The following is a 17,319-nucleotide window of genomic DNA, read 5'->3' as shown; positions in this document are numbered from 1 at the left end:
GTGATCTGTCTCCGTACTGTTCGGTATTGTTATGGCCCAATGCTGGCACAGTTCGCCGCTGCCGGGCAAAGGCAGGTGTCACGCCGACGGCGCACCTGCTGCCGGCTTGTGACGCTCATCGCGGGCTCACGTTCCGTCGCGGCGTGAAGGCGGGGGCCCGGCATGGCCGTCCTGGCGCGCGGCCAACTGGGCGCGGAACTGCTCGGGCGATTGCCCCGACCAGGACACGAAGGCGCGGTAGAAGGCCGATGTGTCCGCGTAGCCGAGATCGGCCGCCAACTGCGCGATCGGCTGGCGGGTCTTGGCCAGGCGCGACCAGGCGATGTCGCGCCGGGTGGCCTCCTTGATCAGGCGAAAGCTCGAGCCTTCGTCTTCGAGCCGGCGGTGCAGCGTTCGGGTCGACAGGTGGAGCTGGCGGGCGACGTCCTCGATCGACAGGTTGACCGGCAGCGCACCACGCAGCAGATCGCGGACACGCACCACCATTTCGCGGTCGCGCCGGTACAGCATCGAGATCCGGCCGGGTGCGCCTTCGAGGAAGTGCGCCAGCGCCGTGTCGTCGCGCCGCACCGGCAGGTCGAGCAGGTTGTCGTGGAAGCGCGCGAGCAGGGTGCCGCCATCGGGGCTCGAACACTCGAAGCTCGAACGCTCGGTATAGACCAGCGCATAGTCGTCGGCATGGGCGGGGCGGGCGTAGGGGAAGCGCACTTCGTCCAGCGCGATGCCGCGATTGACGAACCAGCAGGCGACGCTGTGGACCAGGCGCAGCAGCCATTCGAAGGCGAACACGCGGGCAGGGTCGTCACGGCCGCCGAAAGGCGGAGGCGTGCCGGGGGCGGAAAGCTCGACGATCTCGATTTCGGCATGTCTGCCCTGCCGCCTGACTTCCACCCGCAAGTCCGCCAGCACCAGGCGCAGGAAGCGGCAGGCGCGCGACAGCGCCTCTTCCAGTGTCGCCGTGCCCAGCATGCCGCGGCACAGGAACTCGAAGCTGCCCGGCGGCATCGGCCGCGGAAACAGGCCGAGCGCCTCGTCGTCCAGCTCGGCGATGATCAGGTTGTACAGTGCGGCGTAACGGTCGACCGGGATGCGCCTGGCAGTATCTGCAAGACTGATGCCGGTGGCGGCGAGCAGCGCTGCCGGATCGCGGCCGCGGCGGCGCATGCCGGACAGCATGCCATCGACGAAGCCCATCGCGACCGTGGCCTGGCGCCTTTTTGCCTGCGGCGGGGCAGGTGGGCGGGGGAGGGGCGGCTGGGGCATGGCGGCGCGTGCTCCGGGCGGATTCGCATGCTTGCGAAGATTGGCGGATTTTGCATGATTGCCGTCGGCAAGCGCAATGGCAAAGCCGCCGTTCGCCTTCTACCATTCCGTTCATAAGAGCAGCGGCGCCATCGAAGCCGCATCACCATTCACCTTCCGGGGGAAGACCGACATGACCGACCTGAGCGTTGCCCACAAGTTGCAAGCCTACAAGCCCAAGAACAAGGTGCGTTTCGTCACCGCTGCGGCGCTGTTCGACGGCCACGATGCCTCGATCAACATCATGCGCCGCATCCTGCAGGCGACCGGCTCCGAGGTGATCCACCTCGGCCACAACCGCTCGGTGGGCGAGATCGTCAAGGCCGCGCTGCAGGAAGACGTGCAGGGCATCGCCATCACCAGTTACCAGGGTGGCCACGTCGAGTTCTTCAAGTACATGATGGACCTGCTGAAGGCCAACGGCGGCGAGAACATCAAGGTGTTCGGCGGCGGCGGCGGCGTGATCGTGCCGGCCGAGATCAGGGAACTGCACGACTACGGCGTGACCCACATCTTCTCGCCCGAGGATGGCGCCACGATGGGCCTGCAGGGCATGATCAACAGCGTCGTCGAACGCTGCGACGTCGATCTCGCCCCGGCCGCGCCGCAGAAGGCCGACGCGGTGCTGAAGGCGCTGGCTGCCGGCGACCGCCGGGCGCTGGCGCGGATCATCACCGCGCTGGAGAACGGCGGCTACGGCGACGATGTCAGGAAGGCGCTGATCGAGGCCGCGGCCAAGACCAAGGTGCCGACGCTGGGCATCACCGGTACCGGCGGCGCCGGCAAGTCCTCGCTGACCGACGAACTGGTGCGCCGCTTCCGCCTCGACCAGGACGACAGGCTCAAGCTCGCGATCGTCTCCATCGACCCCTCGCGCAAGCGCACCGGCGGCGCGCTGCTGGGCGACCGCATCCGCATGAACGCGATCGAGCACGACAACATCTACATGCGCTCGCTCGCCACCCGCGACACCGGCTCCGAAGTCTCGGCCGCGCTGCCGGAAGTCATCGCCGCCTGCAAGCTGGCCGGCTTCGACCTCGTCATCGTCGAGACTTCGGGCATCGGCCAGGGCAATGCCGCGATCGTGCCTTTCGTCGATCTGTCGCTGTACGTGATGACGCCCGAATTCGGCGCCGCGTCGCAGCTGGAAAAGATCGACATGCTCGACTTCGCCGACTTCGTCGCCATCAACAAGTTCGACCGCAAGGGCGCCGAGGATGCGCTGCGCGACGTGCGCAAGCAGTACCAGCGCAACCGCGAACTGTTCGGCCAGAGCCCGGACGAGATGCCGGTGTTCGGCACCATGGCGGCACGCTTCAACGACGACGGCGTCACCGCGCTGTACCAGTGCATGCTGCCGGCGCTGGTCGGCAAGGGCCTGAAAGTGGCCAAGGGCAAGCTGCCGGCGGTCGGCGTGAAGGCATCCTCCGCCGGCCGGGCCATCGTGCCGGCCGATCGCATCCGCTACCTGGCCGAGATCGCCGACAGCGTGCGCGACTACCACAAGCACGTCGAGCAGCAGGCCCGCGTCGCCCGCGAGCGCCAGTCGCTGAAGACGGCGAAGGCGCTGTTCGAGCAGCGTGGCAAGGATGACGGCTCTCAGTTGGCAACATTCGATGAACTGATCGACTGGAAGGACGGCGAACTCACGCCGGCGGCGAAGAAGCTGCTGGAGCAGTGGCCGACCGAGAAGGCCTTGTACGCCGCCGACGAGTACGTGGTGAAGATCCGCGACAAGGAAATCCGCACCAAGCTGACCCACACTTCGCTGGCAGGCAGCAAGATCCGCAAGGTGGCGCTGCCGAACTTCGAGGACGAAGGCGAGACGCTGAAATTCCTGATGAAGGAAAACGTGCCCGGCTCCTTCCCCTACACGGCCGGCGTGTTCGCCTTCAAGCGCGAGGGCGAGGACCCCACCCGCATGTTCGCCGGCGAAGGCGACGCCTTCCGCACCAACCGCCGCTTCAAGAAGGTGTCCGAAGGCATGCCGGCGCACCGCCTCAGTACCGCCTTCGACTCGGTGACGCTGTACGGCTGCGACCCCGACCCGCGCCCGGACATCTACGGCAAGATCGGCAACTCCGGCGTCAGCATCGCCACGCTGGACGACATGAAGGTGCTGTACGACGGCTTCGACCTGTGCGCGCCGACGACCTCGGTGTCGATGACGATCAACGGCCCGGCGCCGATCATCCTGGCCTTCTTCTTCAACACCGCGATCGACCAGCAGATCGCCAAGTTCAAGGCCGACAACGGCCGCGATCCGACCGCGGACGAATACGCCAAGATCCGCGCCTGGACGCTGTCGACCGTGCGCGGCACGGTGCAGGCCGACATCCTGAAGGAAGACCAGGGCCAGAACACCTGCATCTTCAGCACCGAGTTCGCGCTGAAGATGATGGGCGACATCCAGGAGTACTTCGTCCATCACAAGGTGCAGAACTTCTACTCGGTGTCGATCTCCGGCTATCACATCGCCGAGGCCGGCGCCAACCCGATCAGCCAGCTCGCCTTCACGCTCGCCAACGGCTTCACCTACGTCGAGAGCTACCTGGCGCGCGGCATGCACATCGACGACTTCGCGCCCAACCTGAGCTTCTTCTTCAGCAACGGCATGGACCCGGAATACACCGTGATCGGCCGCGTCGCCCGCCGCATCTGGGCGGTGGCGATGAAGAACAAGTACGGCGCCAACGAGCGCAGCCAGAAGCTCAAGTACCACGTCCAGACTTCGGGCCGCTCGCTGCACGCGCAGGAGATGGACTTCAACGACATCCGCACCACGCTGCAGGCGCTGATCGCGATCTACGACAACTGCAATTCGTTGCACACCAACGCCTACGACGAGGCGATCACCACGCCGACCGAGGAGAGCGTGCGCCGCGCGATGGCGATCCAGCTCATCATCAACCGCGAGTGGGGTCTGGCGAAGAACGAGAACCCGAACCAGGGCGCCTTCATCATCGACGAGCTCACCGACCTGGTCGAAGAGGCCGTGCTGAAGGAGTTCGAGGGCATCGCCAGCCGCGGCGGCGTGCTCGGCGCGATGGAAACCGGCTACCAGCGCGGCAAGATCCAGGAAGAGTCGCTGTACTACGAGCACAAGAAGCACGACGGCTCCTACCCCATCATCGGCGTCAACACCTTCCTCAATCCCAAGGGCCAGGCCCAGCAGGAAATCGAGCTGGCGCGCTCGACCGAGGAAGAAAAGCAGAGCCAGCTCCAGCGCCTGGCCGACTTCCATGCCCGCAACAAGGCCGAATCGCCCAAGTGGCAGGCCAGGCTGCAGCAGGCGGTGATCGACAACGCCAACGTCTTCGAGGTGCTGGTCGAAGCGGTGCGCCATTGCTCGCTCGGCCAGATCACCGAGGCGCTGTACAAGGTCGGCGGCCAGTACCGCCGCAGCATGTAATCGGCAGCGGCAGTTTCAGACTTCCCCTCTCCCATTTGGGATGCGGCGCTTCGGCGCCGTTTTTTTTTGGAGGTCGTGCTCCTGCTTCAAGCGCTCATGGTCCTTCTTGAGCTTGCGCAGTTCCTTGAGTTCGGCCGGCATCAGGGTGCGGAACTGCTTACTTGCGATGCGCACTTCAAAGGGCTGCCGGACGTGGCGTTGTTCGCCAAGATGGCTTGAGCGTCAGGTCGCCGGCTCCCAGGGATTGAGCAGGGCCACGCCCGTCGGCGCGAAGTCGGCCACCACCGCCTCGTCAAGGCCGAGCTTGCAAGACTTGTCGGGAATTCGTTAGGATGAGAACAATTCTTATTTGATATCGAGTCCGCTCAGGTGCTCGACCGATGAACAGGAGGGCGCCATGTCGGCGGCCGATACCCTTGCAGCGCAACAAGTTCACCTACTGTACACCGACCATCACGGTTGGCTGTATGGTTGGCTGCGCCGCAAACTCGGCAACACCTGCGACGCCGCCGACCTGGCGCACGATACCTTCCTGCGGGTCATGGTCTCCCGGTGCCTGCCGGCACAACTCGGCGACGAGCCCCGCGCACTGCTGACGCACATCGCCAAGGGCCTGGTCATCGACCACTGGCGGCGGCAGGATCTGGAGCGCGCCTACCTCGAAGCGCTGGCCCACCTGCCGGAGCCAGAAGTGCCGTCCCCGGAAACCCGTCTGCTGGTCCTGGAAGCCCTGTACCGCGTCGAAGCCATGCTGCGCAGCCTGCCGGCGCGCACGCGCGAGATATTCCTGCTGGCCCAGCTCGATGGCCTGACCTACCAGCAGATCGCCGACGAACTCGGCACCTCGCTCATCACCGTCAAGCGGCATATACGCAGCGCCTTCGGCGCCTGCCTGGCGCTGGGTTGACTGACGCACCGAGGGCCTGCGGCATGACGGCGGCAATCCGAATCCCCACGCCCGACATCGAGCAGTCCATCCTGGACGACGCCGCCGACTGGCTGGTGCTGCTCCAATCCGGCGAGGCCTCCGACCACGACCGGGCCAGGCTGGCGCACTGGCGCGAGCGCAGCCCAGCCCACGAAGCGGCCTGGCAGCGTGCCGAAGGTGTGCTGGAAACCTTTCAGCAGGTGCCACCCAAGCTCGGCCGCGACACCCTCGCGCGCCTGCCCAGCCCCGGCCGCCGGGAACTGCTGGCGCTGATGGCGCTCGCCGTACCCAGCGCGTGGCTCGCCTGGCGCCACACGCCCTGGCAGGAATGGACGGCCGACCTGCGCACCGCCACCGGCGAGCAGAAGACCATCACCCTGGCCGACGGCACGCGCCTGGTGCTCAATATCGCCACGGCGGTGGACGTGGCCTTCACCGCCAGCGAACGGCGCATCGCGCTGGTGGCCGGCGAAATCTTCATCACCACCGCGCAAGATCCGTCGCCCACGCCGCGCCCCTTCATCGTGCGCACCGATCACGGCAACCTGCGGCCGCTGGGCACCCGTTTCAACGTGCGCCGTCTGGACGACAGCACCCGCGTGGCCGTGTTCGAGGGGGCGGTGGAAGTCCGCCCGATCGACGCCAGCCAGGCAGCCATCGTGCGGGTGGGCGAGCAGATGGCGTTCACGGCCAGTGCCCTGCAAGCCGCGCAGCCGGCGGACGCCAGCGCCGCGCTGTGGGAGCGCGGCATGCTGCTGGCCCAGGACATGAGCCTGGGCGATCTGGTGACTGAACTTTCCCGCTACCACCGTGGCGTGCTGCGCTGCGACCCGGCCGTCGCCGGCCTCACGGTCTCCGGCTCCTTCCCGGTGGCCGATACCCACGCCAGCCTGGCCCTGCTGGAAAAATCCCTGCCGGTGCGCATCGGCCGCGCCACGTCCTACTGGATCACGGTGCAAGCCCATTAAGGCGGCTTTCCTGTCGTCTGGAAGGCGTATCAGCTCAAAATCAGCTCATTTCTGAGCTGATTTGAACCCAGGCAGGGGTTCGGATAGAATTCTGATCCATATGGTCAGACTACTATAGTCGGAGGTTGCGTCATGCAAAGCTGGCAAATGCAAACCGCCAAGGCGCGGTTCTCGGAACTGGTCAAACACGCGGTCGAGAACGGGCCGCAGGAGATCACCCTGCACGGGCGGGCCAAGGCGGTGGTGGTGTCGCGCGAACTGTTCGACCGCCTGAGCGGCAACGAACAATCGCTGGTGGACTTCATGCGCGCCTCGCCCCTGCAAGGGCGGGACGACATCGAATTCGAGCGCGACCGCAGCCTGCCGCGCGAGGTCGAGCTTTGAGCTACCTGATCGACACCAACGTCCTCTCGGAACTGCGCCGCAAACAGGCCGACGCGCGGGTGGTGGCGTGGGTGCAGGCCCGTCCGCGCCAGTCGCTGTACCTCTCGGTGCTTAGCCTGGGTGAAATCCGCCAAGGCATCGAAGGCGTGGCCGACGCCGCGTTCCGCCAGACCCTGACCGACTGGCTGGAAGTGGAACTGCCCAACTGGTTCGTCGGCAGGCTGCTGGACATCGACACCCAGGTTGCCGACCGCTGGGGCCGGGTGCAGGCCAGCGCGGGCCGCACGCTGCCCGCCATCGACGGCCTGCTGGCGGCCACCGCCCTGCAACACGACCTGACGCTGGTCACACGCAACACTAGGGACTTCGAGGGGCTGAACCTGCAATTGGTCAATCCCTGGGAGGCGTGATCGCCAGCAGGCCGGCTGGCGGGGCCGGTTCTCGCTCCATGCAAGACCGGCATTTCCGCCATTCATGGCGGTCAGATGGCAGATCGCAAAAAAATTTGCGATTGGGGTGATACCTTTTTTGCGCTCGTCCGGTGTGTCTGGTGAAAGCGCGTTTTTCAACGCGCCAAAACTGCCCACCAACGCATCGACGAAAGGTATCAGCATGGTCTTCAGGCGTCCGCATTCACAGCGACCTACCCGCATATCGGGCCGCGCATCTTCCACCGTTGTCCGCGACGCCGCCGCGCCAACCTTCAAAGTCAAGGTGCTGAACCTCGCCATCGGCTGCGCCCTGGCCGGCCTGGTGAGTGTGGCCGTGCTGGCGCCCAGCCCTGCGCTGGCCGCCGAGCCCGCCAGCAGCACCGCCAGCCAGGAATACGCCATTCCCGCCGGCCGCCTGAGCGACGTGCTGGCGCAATTTGCTGCCACGTCCGGCGTGGCGCTGTCCTTCGACCCGCAGATGCTGGCCGGGCTGCGCAGCAACGGCCTGCAAGGCCGCTACAGCGTGCGCGAGGGGTTCGACCACCTGCTGGCCAGCAGCGGCTATCAACTGGTGAGCGCCGGCAGTGGGGGTTACTCGCTGCATCAGGTGATGACCGAGAGCGGGGCCATGACGCTGGCGCCGGTGACGGTCACTGGTTCTGCCATATCGTCCTCCAGAGAAGAACTACCACCAGCCTATGCCGGCGGCCAGGTAGCGCGCGGTGGGCGGCTAGGCATTCTCGGCAACCGCGACATGATGGATACGCCGTTCAGCCAGACCAGCTACACGTCGAAGCTGATCAAGGACCAGCAAGTAAATAATATTGTAGACGCGCTTGGGAACGACCCTTCGGTACAGAGTCTTCCCGCCAGCGCGGGTCACACACAGTTCGCGATTCGCGGCTTTGGAGTCGGTGCGGATACCTTTCTATTCGATGGGCTGCCTGGCTTAAGCCAGGTAAGTAACCTGGGTGTCTATTCATCTGCCGCAGTAGAGCGTGTCGAGATACTTCGTGGACCGAGTGCCCTTTTGAACGGAGCGGCCGCAGCAACCGGAACAGTAGGTGGTTCTGTCAATCTTGTGCCAAAACGTGCCGACGATATTTCTTTGACGCAACTCACAACGAATTATGTCTCGAATTCGCAAGTTGGCGGGCATGCCGATATCGGCCGGCGCTTCGGTGAGGACAATAAATTTGGGCTTCGCTTAAATGGGTTGGCCGAGTCAGGTGACACGCCAATCGACAACCATTCCCGCGAGGTCAAGTTCCTATCTCTCGCTGGCGACTACCGAAGTGAGCGTTTCCGCTCGTCCATCGACCTTGGCTACCAGGATCTCGACCTTCAGGCGGGCCGTCGCCAAATGAGCGTGGGCAGCAGCGTTACCGCTTTGCCTTCGGCGCCCGACAATGCGACAAATCCCAATGCTCCCTACGAGTTCTCGAACTCGGAGTTCTATTTCGGAACTCTCCAGGGAGAATTGGATATTTCAGATGATCTGACTGCGTTTGCAAAGGTCGGCACTGGGGAAGCAGAACGCAAGTCGTTTTTCGTCAATCGTATCTTCGCCGACAATCAGGGGACGTTGACTGTAAACGGAACGCCGGGGGTGTGGGGCCATAAATACTCTACTTACACGCTACAATCAGGCTTGCGGGGCAATTTCGAGACGGGGCCTGTCAGCCATCAAGCCACGATCGGATACTCCTGGCAACAAACAAAAGACCGGAGAGCGTTTGGCGATACGTCATCCACTCAGCCGACACAGAATTTGTACAACCCGGTTTACAGCTCGCCGCCGAATAGCGATTCCCTAGGCAGCTACGTATTGAGTGACGATACACAACTGTACGGAATTGTGCTGGCCGATACGTTGTCGATTCTGGAAGAACGCATACAGTTGACGCTCGGTGTTCGCCGTCAGCAGATCGATACGACATCCTACGATCGCAGGACTGGTATACAGACTTCTGCATACAAAGAATACGCCTATACCCCTCTGGTCGGCGTTGTGGTCAAGCCGCGGCAGAACGTTTCGCTCTATGGCAATTACATTGAGGCCTTGGAAAGAGGTGGTACGGCACCAGACGGTACTGTCAATGCGGGCGAAGTATTTTCGCCATACGCGTCCAAGGGCATTGAGGTGGGCGCCAAGGTTGATTGGGGGAAGATAACGACAACATTGGCCGCGTTCCAGATTTCGAGGCCGAGCTCTTATACAAACCCCGACACAAACGTGTTCGTACAGGATGGAGAGGTGCGTAATCGGGGGTTGGAGTTCGGCTTCTTCGGTGCGCCCTTTCAAAGCCTTCGCTTGCACGGTGGCCTTGCCTATGTCGATGCCGTGCTCGTCAATACATCCACCGCTTCGAATAATGGCAATAAAGCAGCAATCGCACCCTTTCAGGCGCGTCTCGGCATTGATTGGGATGTTCCATATGTGAATGGATTGGCTCTCAATGGACAGGTCCGTTACGCTTCGTCGCAATACATTAATCTGCAAAACACCCTGAAAGTATCGGATTGGTATCAGTTTGATCTCGGTGTCCGATACACAATTGAGCGCGGTGAAGCCGCGCCAATAGTTGTCCGTGCCACTGTGACGAATGTCCTCGATTCCGACAACTGGATAGGGCAAGGGTCGAACGTCTATTTTCCGGAACCCAGGACGTTCAAACTGTCGGCCACGTTCAACTTCTGACGATGGCCGTGTCAATTGCATTGAGTGTGTGCCAACGCGTAGTCGCAGCCGTATTCGGCGGCTATGCACTGGCCAATCTGCTGCCGCTCGCCTTGGCCGGATTACTGCCTATTGGCCGTGCCGAATCGGTGATGGCTGCGCTGCTGCTCAGCTTTGCCGTCTATACCGCAGCCATTCTCTGGGCCTTCGCGGCGCGCAGCGCCGGGTGGGCCTGGGCGGGAGTACTGGTGCCGGCTGTGCTGGCTGGCGTGCTGCTGGCTGTACAGAGGGCCTGGTCATGAAGCAGGGCTTTCACGATCCGCCAGCCTGCCACTATCCGGCTGGCAGGTCGTTGTCGATCAGGGCCAGGGCCTGTGCCGGGGAAAGGATGCTCAGCCCGTCCATCGCGGGCAGTTCCAGCAGGTCGCTGTCGCCGCTGATCAGCCAGTCGGCGGCGCCGGTCAGGGCGGTGTGGACGAACTTGTCGTCATCCGGGTCGCGGCTGTATGCCGTACCCGGCTGTGTGGGCAGTTTCACCCACTCGGCCACCGCATTGAAATCGTGCAGCAGTTGGCGCCGGGTTTCCGGGTTCAGATACCGGTCGAATTTGGGGCGCCACAGACGGGTTTCCAACTCGGCGAAGGTCTCCGGCGACAACAGCAGGCGGCCATGCTCCAGCACCCAGAAGGTGATGCGGGCGGGCGTGGAGCGGGCGGACAGGGCCGCGCTGATCAATACGTTGGTATCGAGTACGACCCGTTTAGCTTTCATCGGCCAGCAGTCGGGCAAGTTCGCCCTCGGTCAGCCCCCGCTCGGCGGCTGCGTGGGCGGTGCGCTCCAGGGTGTGGCGCAGGCGGTCGGCGTAGAAGGCGCGCATGGCGGCATAGTCTTCGGCGGACACCATCACGCCCACTACGCGGTTGTGGCGGGCCACCTGCACGGGCTCGCGCTGCGCCCGGTCGAGCAGTTCGCCGAAGCGGGTCTTGGCTTCGTTGGCGCTCATGGTCTGCATGGGTCGGTCCTCTGCGGTAAAGACTTCGATCATTTTAGGCGAATCGTTCGATTCGTTCAAACAGGATCATCATCAGCATGAAACAGGGCTTTCGCCAATCCATGTCCGGCCTGCATACCTGGGCCGGGCTGCTGCTGGGCTGGGTGCTGTTCTTCATGTTCCTCACCGGCACGGCGGGCTATTTCGACACCGAGATCGACCGCTGGATGCAGCCCGAGTTGCCAGCCGCGCCACAGGTGCCTGCGGCCCAGGTGCTGGCAATGGCGGAGCAGCGCTTGCTGGCACGGGCACCGCAGGCCGAGCGTTGGAGCGTCAACTTGCCGGTGGATCGGAACAATCCCTGGTTGCGTGTGAGTTGGCGGGGCAATGGGCCAAACGGCAGTGAGCAGCTGAACCAGGCAACTGGCCAGCCTTTGGAGGCACGGGCCAGCGGCGGTGGGCAGTTGCTGTACCGCATGCACTGGCGTCTGTACTACCTGCCGTCGGCCATGGCCGACTGGCTGGTGGGCCTGGCCACCATGTTCATGCTGCTGGCCATCGTCACCGGCATCATCGTGCACAAGAAGATCTTCGCCGACTTCTTCACCTTCCGCCCGGCTAAGGGCCAGCGTTCCTGGCTGGATGCGCACAATGTACTGAGCGTGGTGGCGCTGCCGTTCCACCTGATGATTACCTATTCGGGGCTGCTGTTCTTCGCCACCCTCTATATGCCGCTGGTGATCGCCGCGCATTACGGTACAGGCGAGGAGAACCGGCGGCTGTACTTCGATGAACTGAATGGTCGCGCAGCACTACTGGCCGAGCCTGCGGGTGTAGCGGCTACCCTGACCCCACTGTCGCCCCTGCTGGCCCAGGCCGAAGCACGCTGGGGCGAGGGCCAGGTGCAGAGCCTGGATATTCGCCACCCCGGCGACACGCAGGCGCGAGTGACGGCCCGCCAGGCCACGTCTGGCCCGCTGCGCAGTGCCGAGACTCTGGTGTTCGACGGAGTGAGTGGCGAACTGCTCGAAGTGCTGCCGGCCATTCGCTCCACACCCAAGGCGATCAACGATGTGCTGCTGGGCCTGCACGAAGGGCTGTTCGCCGGCCCGGTATTGCGCTGGCTGTACTTCCTCTCCGGGCTGCTGGGCACGGCGATGATCGCCACCGGGCTGGTGCTGTGGACGGTCAAGCGCCGCCAGCGGGCGCAGAAGCAGGCCGACGCGGATCATCGCGGGCTGGTGCTGGTGGAGCGCTTGAACGTCGGCACCGTCGTCGGGCTGCCCATCGCCATTGCGGCTTACTTCTGGGCCAACCGGCTGATCCCGGTCGCGTTCGAGGCGCGCGCGGCATGGGAAGCCCATGCCATGTTCATCGCCTGGGGGCTCCTGCTGCTGCACGCGACGCTGCGGCCGACGGCACGCGCCTGGATCGAGCAGGGCTGGCTGGCCGCTGCGGCTTTTGCCTTGCTGCCTGTGCTGAATGCACTGACCACCGAACGCCACCTGGGCGCATCGCTGCCGCAAGGCGACTGGGTGATGGCCGGCTTCGATCTGACCATGCTCGTCTTCGGCCTGGCCTTCGCGGCGCTGGCCTGGCGGCTGACCCGCAGGGCACAGCCCCAGCTCCAGAGTCAGGGCGTGGGCAGCCCCTTGCCCGTGCGTGCCTCGGCCACGATCCGCCACGCGAGGGCCGGCGAATGATGGCGCTGCTGGCCTTCGCACTGGCCTGCGCCGGCTTTGCCGCGCTGGCACTGGCGATGGATCGCCATCACCGGCAGGTATGGCAGCGCCCGGCCCCTGGCCGCCGTGGCGTGCTGCTGCGCGTGGCCGGAGCGGCGGCGCTTGGTGCGTCGCTCGCAGCCTGCATCGTGCATTCGGGCTGGGCCGTTGGCGCCGTGTTGTGGCTGGGGCTGTTGAGCGCCACTGTGCCGGCGGTGGCACTCGTGCTCACCTATCGACCGCAGCTTTTCGCCTTGGTGGCGACCGGCAGCGGCCCCCCTGAACCCACGCACAGGGAGCGCTCGTGAATGGAATTGCGACACCTGCGCTGCTTCATCGCCGTGGCCGAGGAACTGCACTTTGCGCGTGCGGCGGAGAAGCTGCACATGGAGCAATCGCCGTTGTCGCGCGCCATCAAGGAGCTGGAGGAAAACCTGGGCGTGCGCCTGCTGGAGCGCACCACGCGGCGCACCGAACCAAGCGGCCGCCTCGCGGATTTCCGCTACCGACCCTGAGCCCTCTTCGCGGACATGAAGGCTCAATGGCAGCTATATGGTCGGAGTCACCGCTCATCCTGACAACTAAACTACTTGTCGGCCGGAGAGGTCGTCAGGTAGATAACTTGTAGGGTCCGCCTAGAAGCAATGACCAGACATTGATCATTCGGTCGTAGTCAATGCCAATCATATCGCATGGTCCTGTTTGGAGCGCAAGGGCTCCCACCAATCCCTCTCGTACCATCCCTTTCCACCCTTTCGTAACAGATTCGACCCTGGGGATATTCCATCCGGCAAGGTCATGCCGAGAAGCACGAAAATCACTCGCTCAAGCAAAATCGCTAAGTGCCACTCGGCAACCCCCACGACATCGAGCGATATAAAAGAGCTGCGTCCATGTGCCAGTGCATTGCGGATATCTCTCAGCCCGCGCTCTTTATCCGATCCCAGAATAGGCCAGAGGTCCGCGCAATGGACGGGCATCGTTGGATACACGCGAAAGAATGCTTCGAACTTATCTCGCACACTGGGTCGATTAACAACATTGATGAGCCCCCCCCAGTCGCGCTGAAATCTCTGGAGCGTTCTCGCCATCCTCGGCGACTACAGCTTCTTTCAGTTGTTCGAGGTGCTTAATCACCGCGTGGGTTGTGACAGTAGGGCTCTGTGGTGTTTGGTCCCGCTTCCACGCGAATTCGACCACCCTTTCCAGTACGGAGAACATGAACAGGAAGCGATCCGCGCTCCTCGAGTTGGTATGAGGATTAAGCGCCACTGAAAGGTGACGAATCAATGATCGGATTTCCTTGCCGGCCTTTTCATATGCGTGAGCCAAGTTCGTAGCACATTCCGCGAAGACTTGAGGGTGGGCGACAAAGTCACCACGGCCCTCGCGCGCAGACGGCGTTACATTCGCCTCAAGGGGCTCGATCCAGGTAGAGGCGGTCTCATCGTCGGAGTACGTCCAGCCATGCAGGGAAACAGCTTGCCGAAACAGAACCGATAGAACCTCGAGTGAGCTCCTGAACTTCGCAACTATCCGGTCGGCGTCGATTGGACCGTCCGGCGGCAAACCCACTACCGCGCTAAAACCGGCAATCACTGTCGCACCTGGAATCTCCGCGTCTCGGTGGTAAATCGTTACCCATTCCACCACAAACCTCGTCGCGCCAAGGTTCGGGAGGTCCAGCACGAACAGACCCTCTGAGTGGGATTTCTCGCCGAAGGAGACACCACTTGATTCCGATCGCAGGTAGGAAATGGGGGCTAGATGAAAGCGGATCTCCCTTCCTACATTCATCGAAGGATGCTGGACCGTTAGCCTTTCGATGTGGAATAGCTCAATGGCTTCCAGTCCGAGGGTGCCTCTCGACGAAGTTGGAAACCTGCGCCAATGAACTCCCTGCATGATGATGGTGAAGGCACCACTTTTTCCCGATAACGCACACGGATTACCTGGCGGGTCTTCAGTGATGTGTTGGGCAGGCACCGCTACTCGGATCTGCGATCTTTGGCCGCCCACATATGGTGGCTGGACCTCGCAATAGACTGGAAGCGCAGCCCCGTCGGCACTTCTCAACTCGGCGTCAAAATAGAACTTCATCATCCCCGACCTTAGAGCCAGTGCGGCATCGTTTGTCGCATCCTCAACGATATTCAATTTGCCCTCAAGCACAATAATTCTATGCGCTATGGTCCCAATCGGGCTCGCCGCGTTCCTTTGTGCCAGCCGGGGCAACGAAGCCCTCCAATAGATTTATGCCAATGATGGAGACACCCCATGACTGCGGGGCGCGAGGGGACGCAGTCTGAGTGGGACCATCGCCGACTTGAATCCGGTGCTGCGGGGTTGGGCTGCGTATTTCAAGCTGACCGAAACCAAACGGGCACTGGAAGAACTCGACGGCTGGCTCAGGCGCAAACTGCGCTGCATCCTGTGGCGGCAGTGGAAGCGCCCGGACACGCGCGCCAAGAATCTGATGAAGGCGGGACTGACGCAGGAGCGGGCATTCCGCTCGGCCTTCAATCAACGCGGGCCATGGTGGAACAGTGGCGCCAGCCACATGAACGCGGCCTTCCGGAAGTCCTTCTTTGATCGTCTGGGGCTGGTGTTGCTACTCGATACGACGCGGTGTGAGAGGGCGACGGGGGTGACCCCGTCCCCTACTCAATGTGTGCGCCCAGCATGGGCGCCCTCCTGCGGGTGCAAGTCCCGCCGTAAGTTGATCACAGCGAACGAAGTGAAGCGCAACTGCGTGAGGGTGACCGAGCGTGGGGAGGAAGCGTGGAGCATAAGCTGCGAGCCGATGGACAAGAATCGGATAGAAGGCGCTGCGGAGCAGGGCGAGCGAGCACGTAATCGCGAAGCTCTCGTGATCAAGGCGAAGTGGCGTAGATCCGGCGGTTGTGCAGCGAAGGAGTGCGTTCTTACCTGGGGAGGTCTCGCCTTGTGCCTGAAAGGGCGACGGCGCTTAACCGGAGCGAGAAGTCAGCAGAGGCCGTAGTAGCCGCTGGTTTGGGGCGAAGGGCCGAACGAGTAGGAGGGCCGAAGGCCGTGTTGCTCGGACGTGAAGTGCATCAGAAGCTCGGGGAGCCGGGGCGCAATGCGGGAGGGCTCGGTGAAGCCGCGTCCGAAGCAGTGCGTGATGAAGCACGGACGGCGCGGCATGGAACTGGAAGCCCGGGGCGAGATGACCTGCTTGCGCAGGTGCTCGCGAGCGCGAACATGGAGGCGGCGTGGAAACGCGTCAAATCCAATCGCGGCAGTGCTGGGGTGGATGGGTTGTCGATCACCGAGACGGCGGAGCAACTGAGAGCGCACTGGCCCCGGATTCGGGAATCCTTGCTGGATGGCAGCTACCGGCCCCTGCCGGTGCGCCGTGTCCAGATCCCGAAGCCCGATGGTGGGGTGCGCGAATTGGGGATTCCGACGGTGACGGATCGGCTGATCCAGCAAGCCCTGCTGCAAGTCTTGCAGCCCAGGATTGATCCAACGTTCTCTGAACACAGCTACGGCTTCCGGCCGGGACGCCGTGCCCACGACGCGGTGCTCGATGCACAGCGCTACGTGCAGGACGGTTACCGGGTGGTGGTCGATGTGGATCTGGAGAAATTCTTCGATCGAGTCAATCACGACATCCTGATGGAACGGTTGTCGAGGCGAATCGAGGACAAGGCCGTGCTGCGGCTGATCCGTCGTTACCTCGTGGCCGGGATCATGGATGGCGGCGTGGCCATGGCGCGCTACGAGGGGACGCCGCAAGGCGGCCCACTGTCGCCGCTGCTGGCCAATGTGCTGCTTGACGAGGTGGATCGGGAACTGGAGCGACGGGGCCACCGTTTCGTTCGCTATGCCGACGACTGCAATGTATATGTACGCAGTGGTCGCGCAGGCGAACGGGTGCTGGCGGGCCTGACCAAGCTCTACGAACGACTTCACCTGAAGGTCAATGACGCCAAGACGGCCGTTGCGCCGGCCTCGGGCCGCAAGTTTCTGGGCTACGCCTTCTGGTACGGCCCGGGCGGACAGGTCAAGTGCAGGGTGGCCGACAAGGCGCTCAAGACCTTCAAGCAACGCATCCGGCAATTCACGCGTCGCTCGGGTGGGCGCAACCTGACCGAGATTGCCGAACGGCTGCGGGCCTACATGCCGGGCTGGAAGACGTACTTCCAGCTTGCGCAGACACCCAAGGTGTTCCGCAAACTCGACAAGTGGATAAGACACCGGCTGCGTGCGGTGCAGCTCAAGCACTGGCGTCGGGGTACGACGATGTACCGGGAGTTGAAAGCGATGGGCGCCTCGGAAGAGGATGCCCGCAAGGTGGCGGCGAACAGTCGGTGCTGGTGGCGTAACAGCCGCATGCGATTGAACCGCGCGATGCCTGTCGCTTACTTCGACCGACTCGGCGTCCCTCGGCTCTCATAACCTCAACGACTCGAACCGCCCGGTGCGGACCCGCATGCCGGGTGGTGTGGGAGGGGTCGGCCGGGTAAGCTGGCCGCCCC

The 17,319-nt window shown here is 63.4% G+C and carries 16 protein-coding genes and 1 pseudogene; 12 read left to right on the top strand and 5 right to left on the bottom strand.

Features of this window, described 5'->3' with window-relative positions; all coding sequences use genetic code 11:
• Positions 1 to 126: 126 nt before the first annotated feature.
• A complete protein-coding gene (locus ACNQFN_RS19075; RefSeq protein WP_088178911.1) occupies positions 127 to 1,194 on the bottom strand; it encodes an AraC family transcriptional regulator in 1,068 nt (355 codons plus the stop codon).
• A gap of 241 nt (positions 1,195 to 1,435) precedes the next feature.
• On the opposite strand from ACNQFN_RS19075, the gene icmF reads away from it, so the two are divergent.
• Positions 1,436 to 4,714 (top strand): fused isobutyryl-CoA mutase/GTPase IcmF, encoded by a 3,279-nt coding sequence (gene icmF / locus ACNQFN_RS19070; protein ID WP_418648936.1) that lies wholly within the window; start codon positions 1,436 to 1,438, stop codon positions 4,712 to 4,714.
• A gap of 15 nt (positions 4,715 to 4,729) precedes the next feature.
• On the opposite strand, the gene ACNQFN_RS19065 is transcribed toward icmF, so the two are convergent.
• Complete coding sequence (locus ACNQFN_RS19065; RefSeq protein ID WP_418647279.1) at positions 4,730 to 4,888, bottom strand: hypothetical protein; 159 nt, start codon at positions 4,886 to 4,888, stop codon at positions 4,730 to 4,732.
• 223 nt (positions 4,889 to 5,111) lie between these two features.
• Between ACNQFN_RS19065 and ACNQFN_RS19060 the strand changes: the two genes are divergently transcribed.
• The 6 genes from ACNQFN_RS19060 (at position 5,112) to ACNQFN_RS19035 (ending at position 10,407) form a co-directional block, all read left to right on the top strand.
• Positions 5,112 to 5,621 carry a sigma-70 family RNA polymerase sigma factor gene (locus ACNQFN_RS19060; protein ID WP_068639447.1) on the top strand — a complete coding sequence of 170 codons (510 nt, stop codon included), beginning with the start codon at positions 5,112 to 5,114 and terminating at the stop codon, positions 5,619 to 5,621.
• 23 nt (positions 5,622 to 5,644) lie between these two features.
• Positions 5,645 to 6,610, top strand: a complete 966-nt coding sequence (locus ACNQFN_RS19055) for a FecR domain-containing protein (protein WP_068639448.1) — start codon at positions 5,645 to 5,647, stop codon at positions 6,608 to 6,610.
• A gap of 132 nt (positions 6,611 to 6,742) precedes the next feature.
• The gene (locus ACNQFN_RS19050; protein WP_068639449.1) at positions 6,743 to 6,994 is read left to right on the top strand and encodes a type II toxin-antitoxin system Phd/YefM family antitoxin; all 252 of its coding nucleotides are present in this window, start codon (positions 6,743 to 6,745) and stop codon (positions 6,992 to 6,994) included.
• Complete coding sequence (locus tag ACNQFN_RS19045; protein WP_068639450.1) at positions 6,991 to 7,404, top strand: type II toxin-antitoxin system VapC family toxin; 414 nt, start codon at positions 6,991 to 6,993, stop codon at positions 7,402 to 7,404. The genes ACNQFN_RS19050 and ACNQFN_RS19045 overlap by 4 nt, the downstream gene beginning before the upstream one ends.
• Before the next feature lie 64 nt (positions 7,405 to 7,468).
• Complete coding sequence (locus ACNQFN_RS19040) at positions 7,469 to 10,126, top strand: TonB-dependent siderophore receptor (RefSeq protein ID WP_418647278.1); 2,658 nt, start codon at positions 7,469 to 7,471, stop codon at positions 10,124 to 10,126.
• 2 nt (positions 10,127 to 10,128) lie between these two features.
• Positions 10,129 to 10,407, top strand: a complete 279-nt coding sequence (locus ACNQFN_RS19035) for a DUF3649 domain-containing protein (protein ID WP_068639702.1) — start codon at positions 10,129 to 10,131, stop codon at positions 10,405 to 10,407.
• A 31-nt stretch (positions 10,408 to 10,438) separates the two neighbouring features.
• On the opposite strand, the gene ACNQFN_RS19030 is transcribed toward ACNQFN_RS19035, so the two are convergent.
• Together ACNQFN_RS19030 and ACNQFN_RS19025 are read right to left on the bottom strand one after the other, a co-directional pair.
• Positions 10,439 to 10,876, bottom strand: coding sequence for a putative toxin-antitoxin system toxin component, PIN family (locus ACNQFN_RS19030; RefSeq protein WP_068639701.1), 438 nt, complete (start codon positions 10,874 to 10,876; stop codon positions 10,439 to 10,441).
• A complete protein-coding gene (locus ACNQFN_RS19025; protein ID WP_068639700.1) occupies positions 10,866 to 11,117 on the bottom strand; it encodes a type II toxin-antitoxin system Phd/YefM family antitoxin in 252 nt (83 codons plus the stop codon). Before ACNQFN_RS19025 ends, ACNQFN_RS19030 begins: the two co-directional genes overlap by 11 nt.
• Before the next feature lie 77 nt (positions 11,118 to 11,194).
• Here ACNQFN_RS19025 and ACNQFN_RS19020 point away from each other — a divergent pair, with 77 nt between their 5' ends.
• From ACNQFN_RS19020 to ACNQFN_RS19010, 3 genes and pseudogenes are all read left to right on the top strand, one after another.
• Positions 11,195 to 12,799 carry a PepSY-associated TM helix domain-containing protein gene (locus ACNQFN_RS19020; protein WP_083953807.1) on the top strand — a complete coding sequence of 535 codons (1,605 nt, stop codon included), beginning with the start codon at positions 11,195 to 11,197 and terminating at the stop codon, positions 12,797 to 12,799.
• Positions 12,796 to 13,125 carry a DUF3325 domain-containing protein gene (locus ACNQFN_RS19015; protein WP_068639699.1) on the top strand — a complete coding sequence of 110 codons (330 nt, stop codon included), beginning with the start codon at positions 12,796 to 12,798 and terminating at the stop codon, positions 13,123 to 13,125. The genes ACNQFN_RS19020 and ACNQFN_RS19015 overlap by 4 nt, the downstream gene beginning before the upstream one ends.
• A pseudogene (locus ACNQFN_RS19010) lies at positions 13,126 to 13,290 on the top strand (LysR family transcriptional regulator); the annotation flags it as partial.
• A gap of 559 nt (positions 13,291 to 13,849) precedes the next feature.
• Here ACNQFN_RS19010 and ACNQFN_RS19005 read toward each other — a convergent pair.
• Complete coding sequence (locus tag ACNQFN_RS19005) at positions 13,850 to 14,974, bottom strand: hypothetical protein (RefSeq protein ID WP_418647277.1); 1,125 nt, start codon at positions 14,972 to 14,974, stop codon at positions 13,850 to 13,852.
• 124 nt (positions 14,975 to 15,098) lie between these two features.
• Between ACNQFN_RS19005 and ACNQFN_RS19000 the strand changes: the two genes are divergently transcribed.
• Together ACNQFN_RS19000 and ltrA are read left to right on the top strand one after the other, a co-directional pair.
• Positions 15,099 to 15,818: a group II intron maturase-specific domain-containing protein gene (locus ACNQFN_RS19000; protein WP_418648935.1), complete on the top strand. Its 720-nt coding sequence runs from the start codon at positions 15,099 to 15,101 to the stop codon at positions 15,816 to 15,818.
• 50 nt (positions 15,819 to 15,868) lie between these two features.
• Positions 15,869 to 17,239 carry a group II intron reverse transcriptase/maturase gene (ltrA, locus tag ACNQFN_RS18995; protein ID WP_418646661.1) on the top strand — a complete coding sequence of 457 codons (1,371 nt, stop codon included), beginning with the start codon at positions 15,869 to 15,871 and terminating at the stop codon, positions 17,237 to 17,239.
• The last annotated feature ends 80 nt before the right edge of the window (positions 17,240 to 17,319 follow it).

This window comes from Thauera butanivorans (assembly GCF_048398245.1).
Taxonomy (GTDB): Bacteria; Pseudomonadota; Gammaproteobacteria; order Burkholderiales; family Rhodocyclaceae; genus Thauera; species Thauera butanivorans.
Note: the sequence above shows the minus strand (reverse complement) of the source record. Positions and strands in the feature narration are given on the sequence as shown.

Bases quoted from the DNA above. Each gene is read 5' to 3' on its own strand.
- ACNQFN_RS19075 (WP_088178911.1), bottom strand. From the start codon at position 1,194: ATGGGCTTCGTCGATGGCATGCTGTCCGGCATGCGCCGCCGCGGCCGC.
- icmF (WP_418648936.1), top strand. From the start codon at position 1,436: ATGACCGACCTGAGCGTTGCCCACAAGTTGCAAGCCTACAAGCCCAAG.
- ACNQFN_RS19060 (WP_068639447.1), top strand. From the start codon at position 5,112: ATGTCGGCGGCCGATACCCTTGCAGCGCAACAAGTTCACCTACTGTAC.
- ACNQFN_RS19055 (WP_068639448.1), top strand. From the start codon at position 5,645: ATGACGGCGGCAATCCGAATCCCCACGCCCGACATCGAGCAGTCCATC.
- ACNQFN_RS19050 (WP_068639449.1), top strand. From the start codon at position 6,743: ATGCAAAGCTGGCAAATGCAAACCGCCAAGGCGCGGTTCTCGGAACTG.
- ACNQFN_RS19040 (WP_418647278.1), top strand. From the start codon at position 7,469: ATGGCGGTCAGATGGCAGATCGCAAAAAAATTTGCGATTGGGGTGATA.
- ACNQFN_RS19035 (WP_068639702.1), top strand. From the start codon at position 10,129: ATGGCCGTGTCAATTGCATTGAGTGTGTGCCAACGCGTAGTCGCAGCC.
- ACNQFN_RS19030 (WP_068639701.1), bottom strand. From the start codon at position 10,876: ATGAAAGCTAAACGGGTCGTACTCGATACCAACGTATTGATCAGCGCG.
- ACNQFN_RS19025 (WP_068639700.1), bottom strand. From the start codon at position 11,117: ATGCAGACCATGAGCGCCAACGAAGCCAAGACCCGCTTCGGCGAACTG.
- ACNQFN_RS19020 (WP_083953807.1), top strand. From the start codon at position 11,195: ATGAAACAGGGCTTTCGCCAATCCATGTCCGGCCTGCATACCTGGGCC.
- ACNQFN_RS19015 (WP_068639699.1), top strand. From the start codon at position 12,796: ATGATGGCGCTGCTGGCCTTCGCACTGGCCTGCGCCGGCTTTGCCGCG.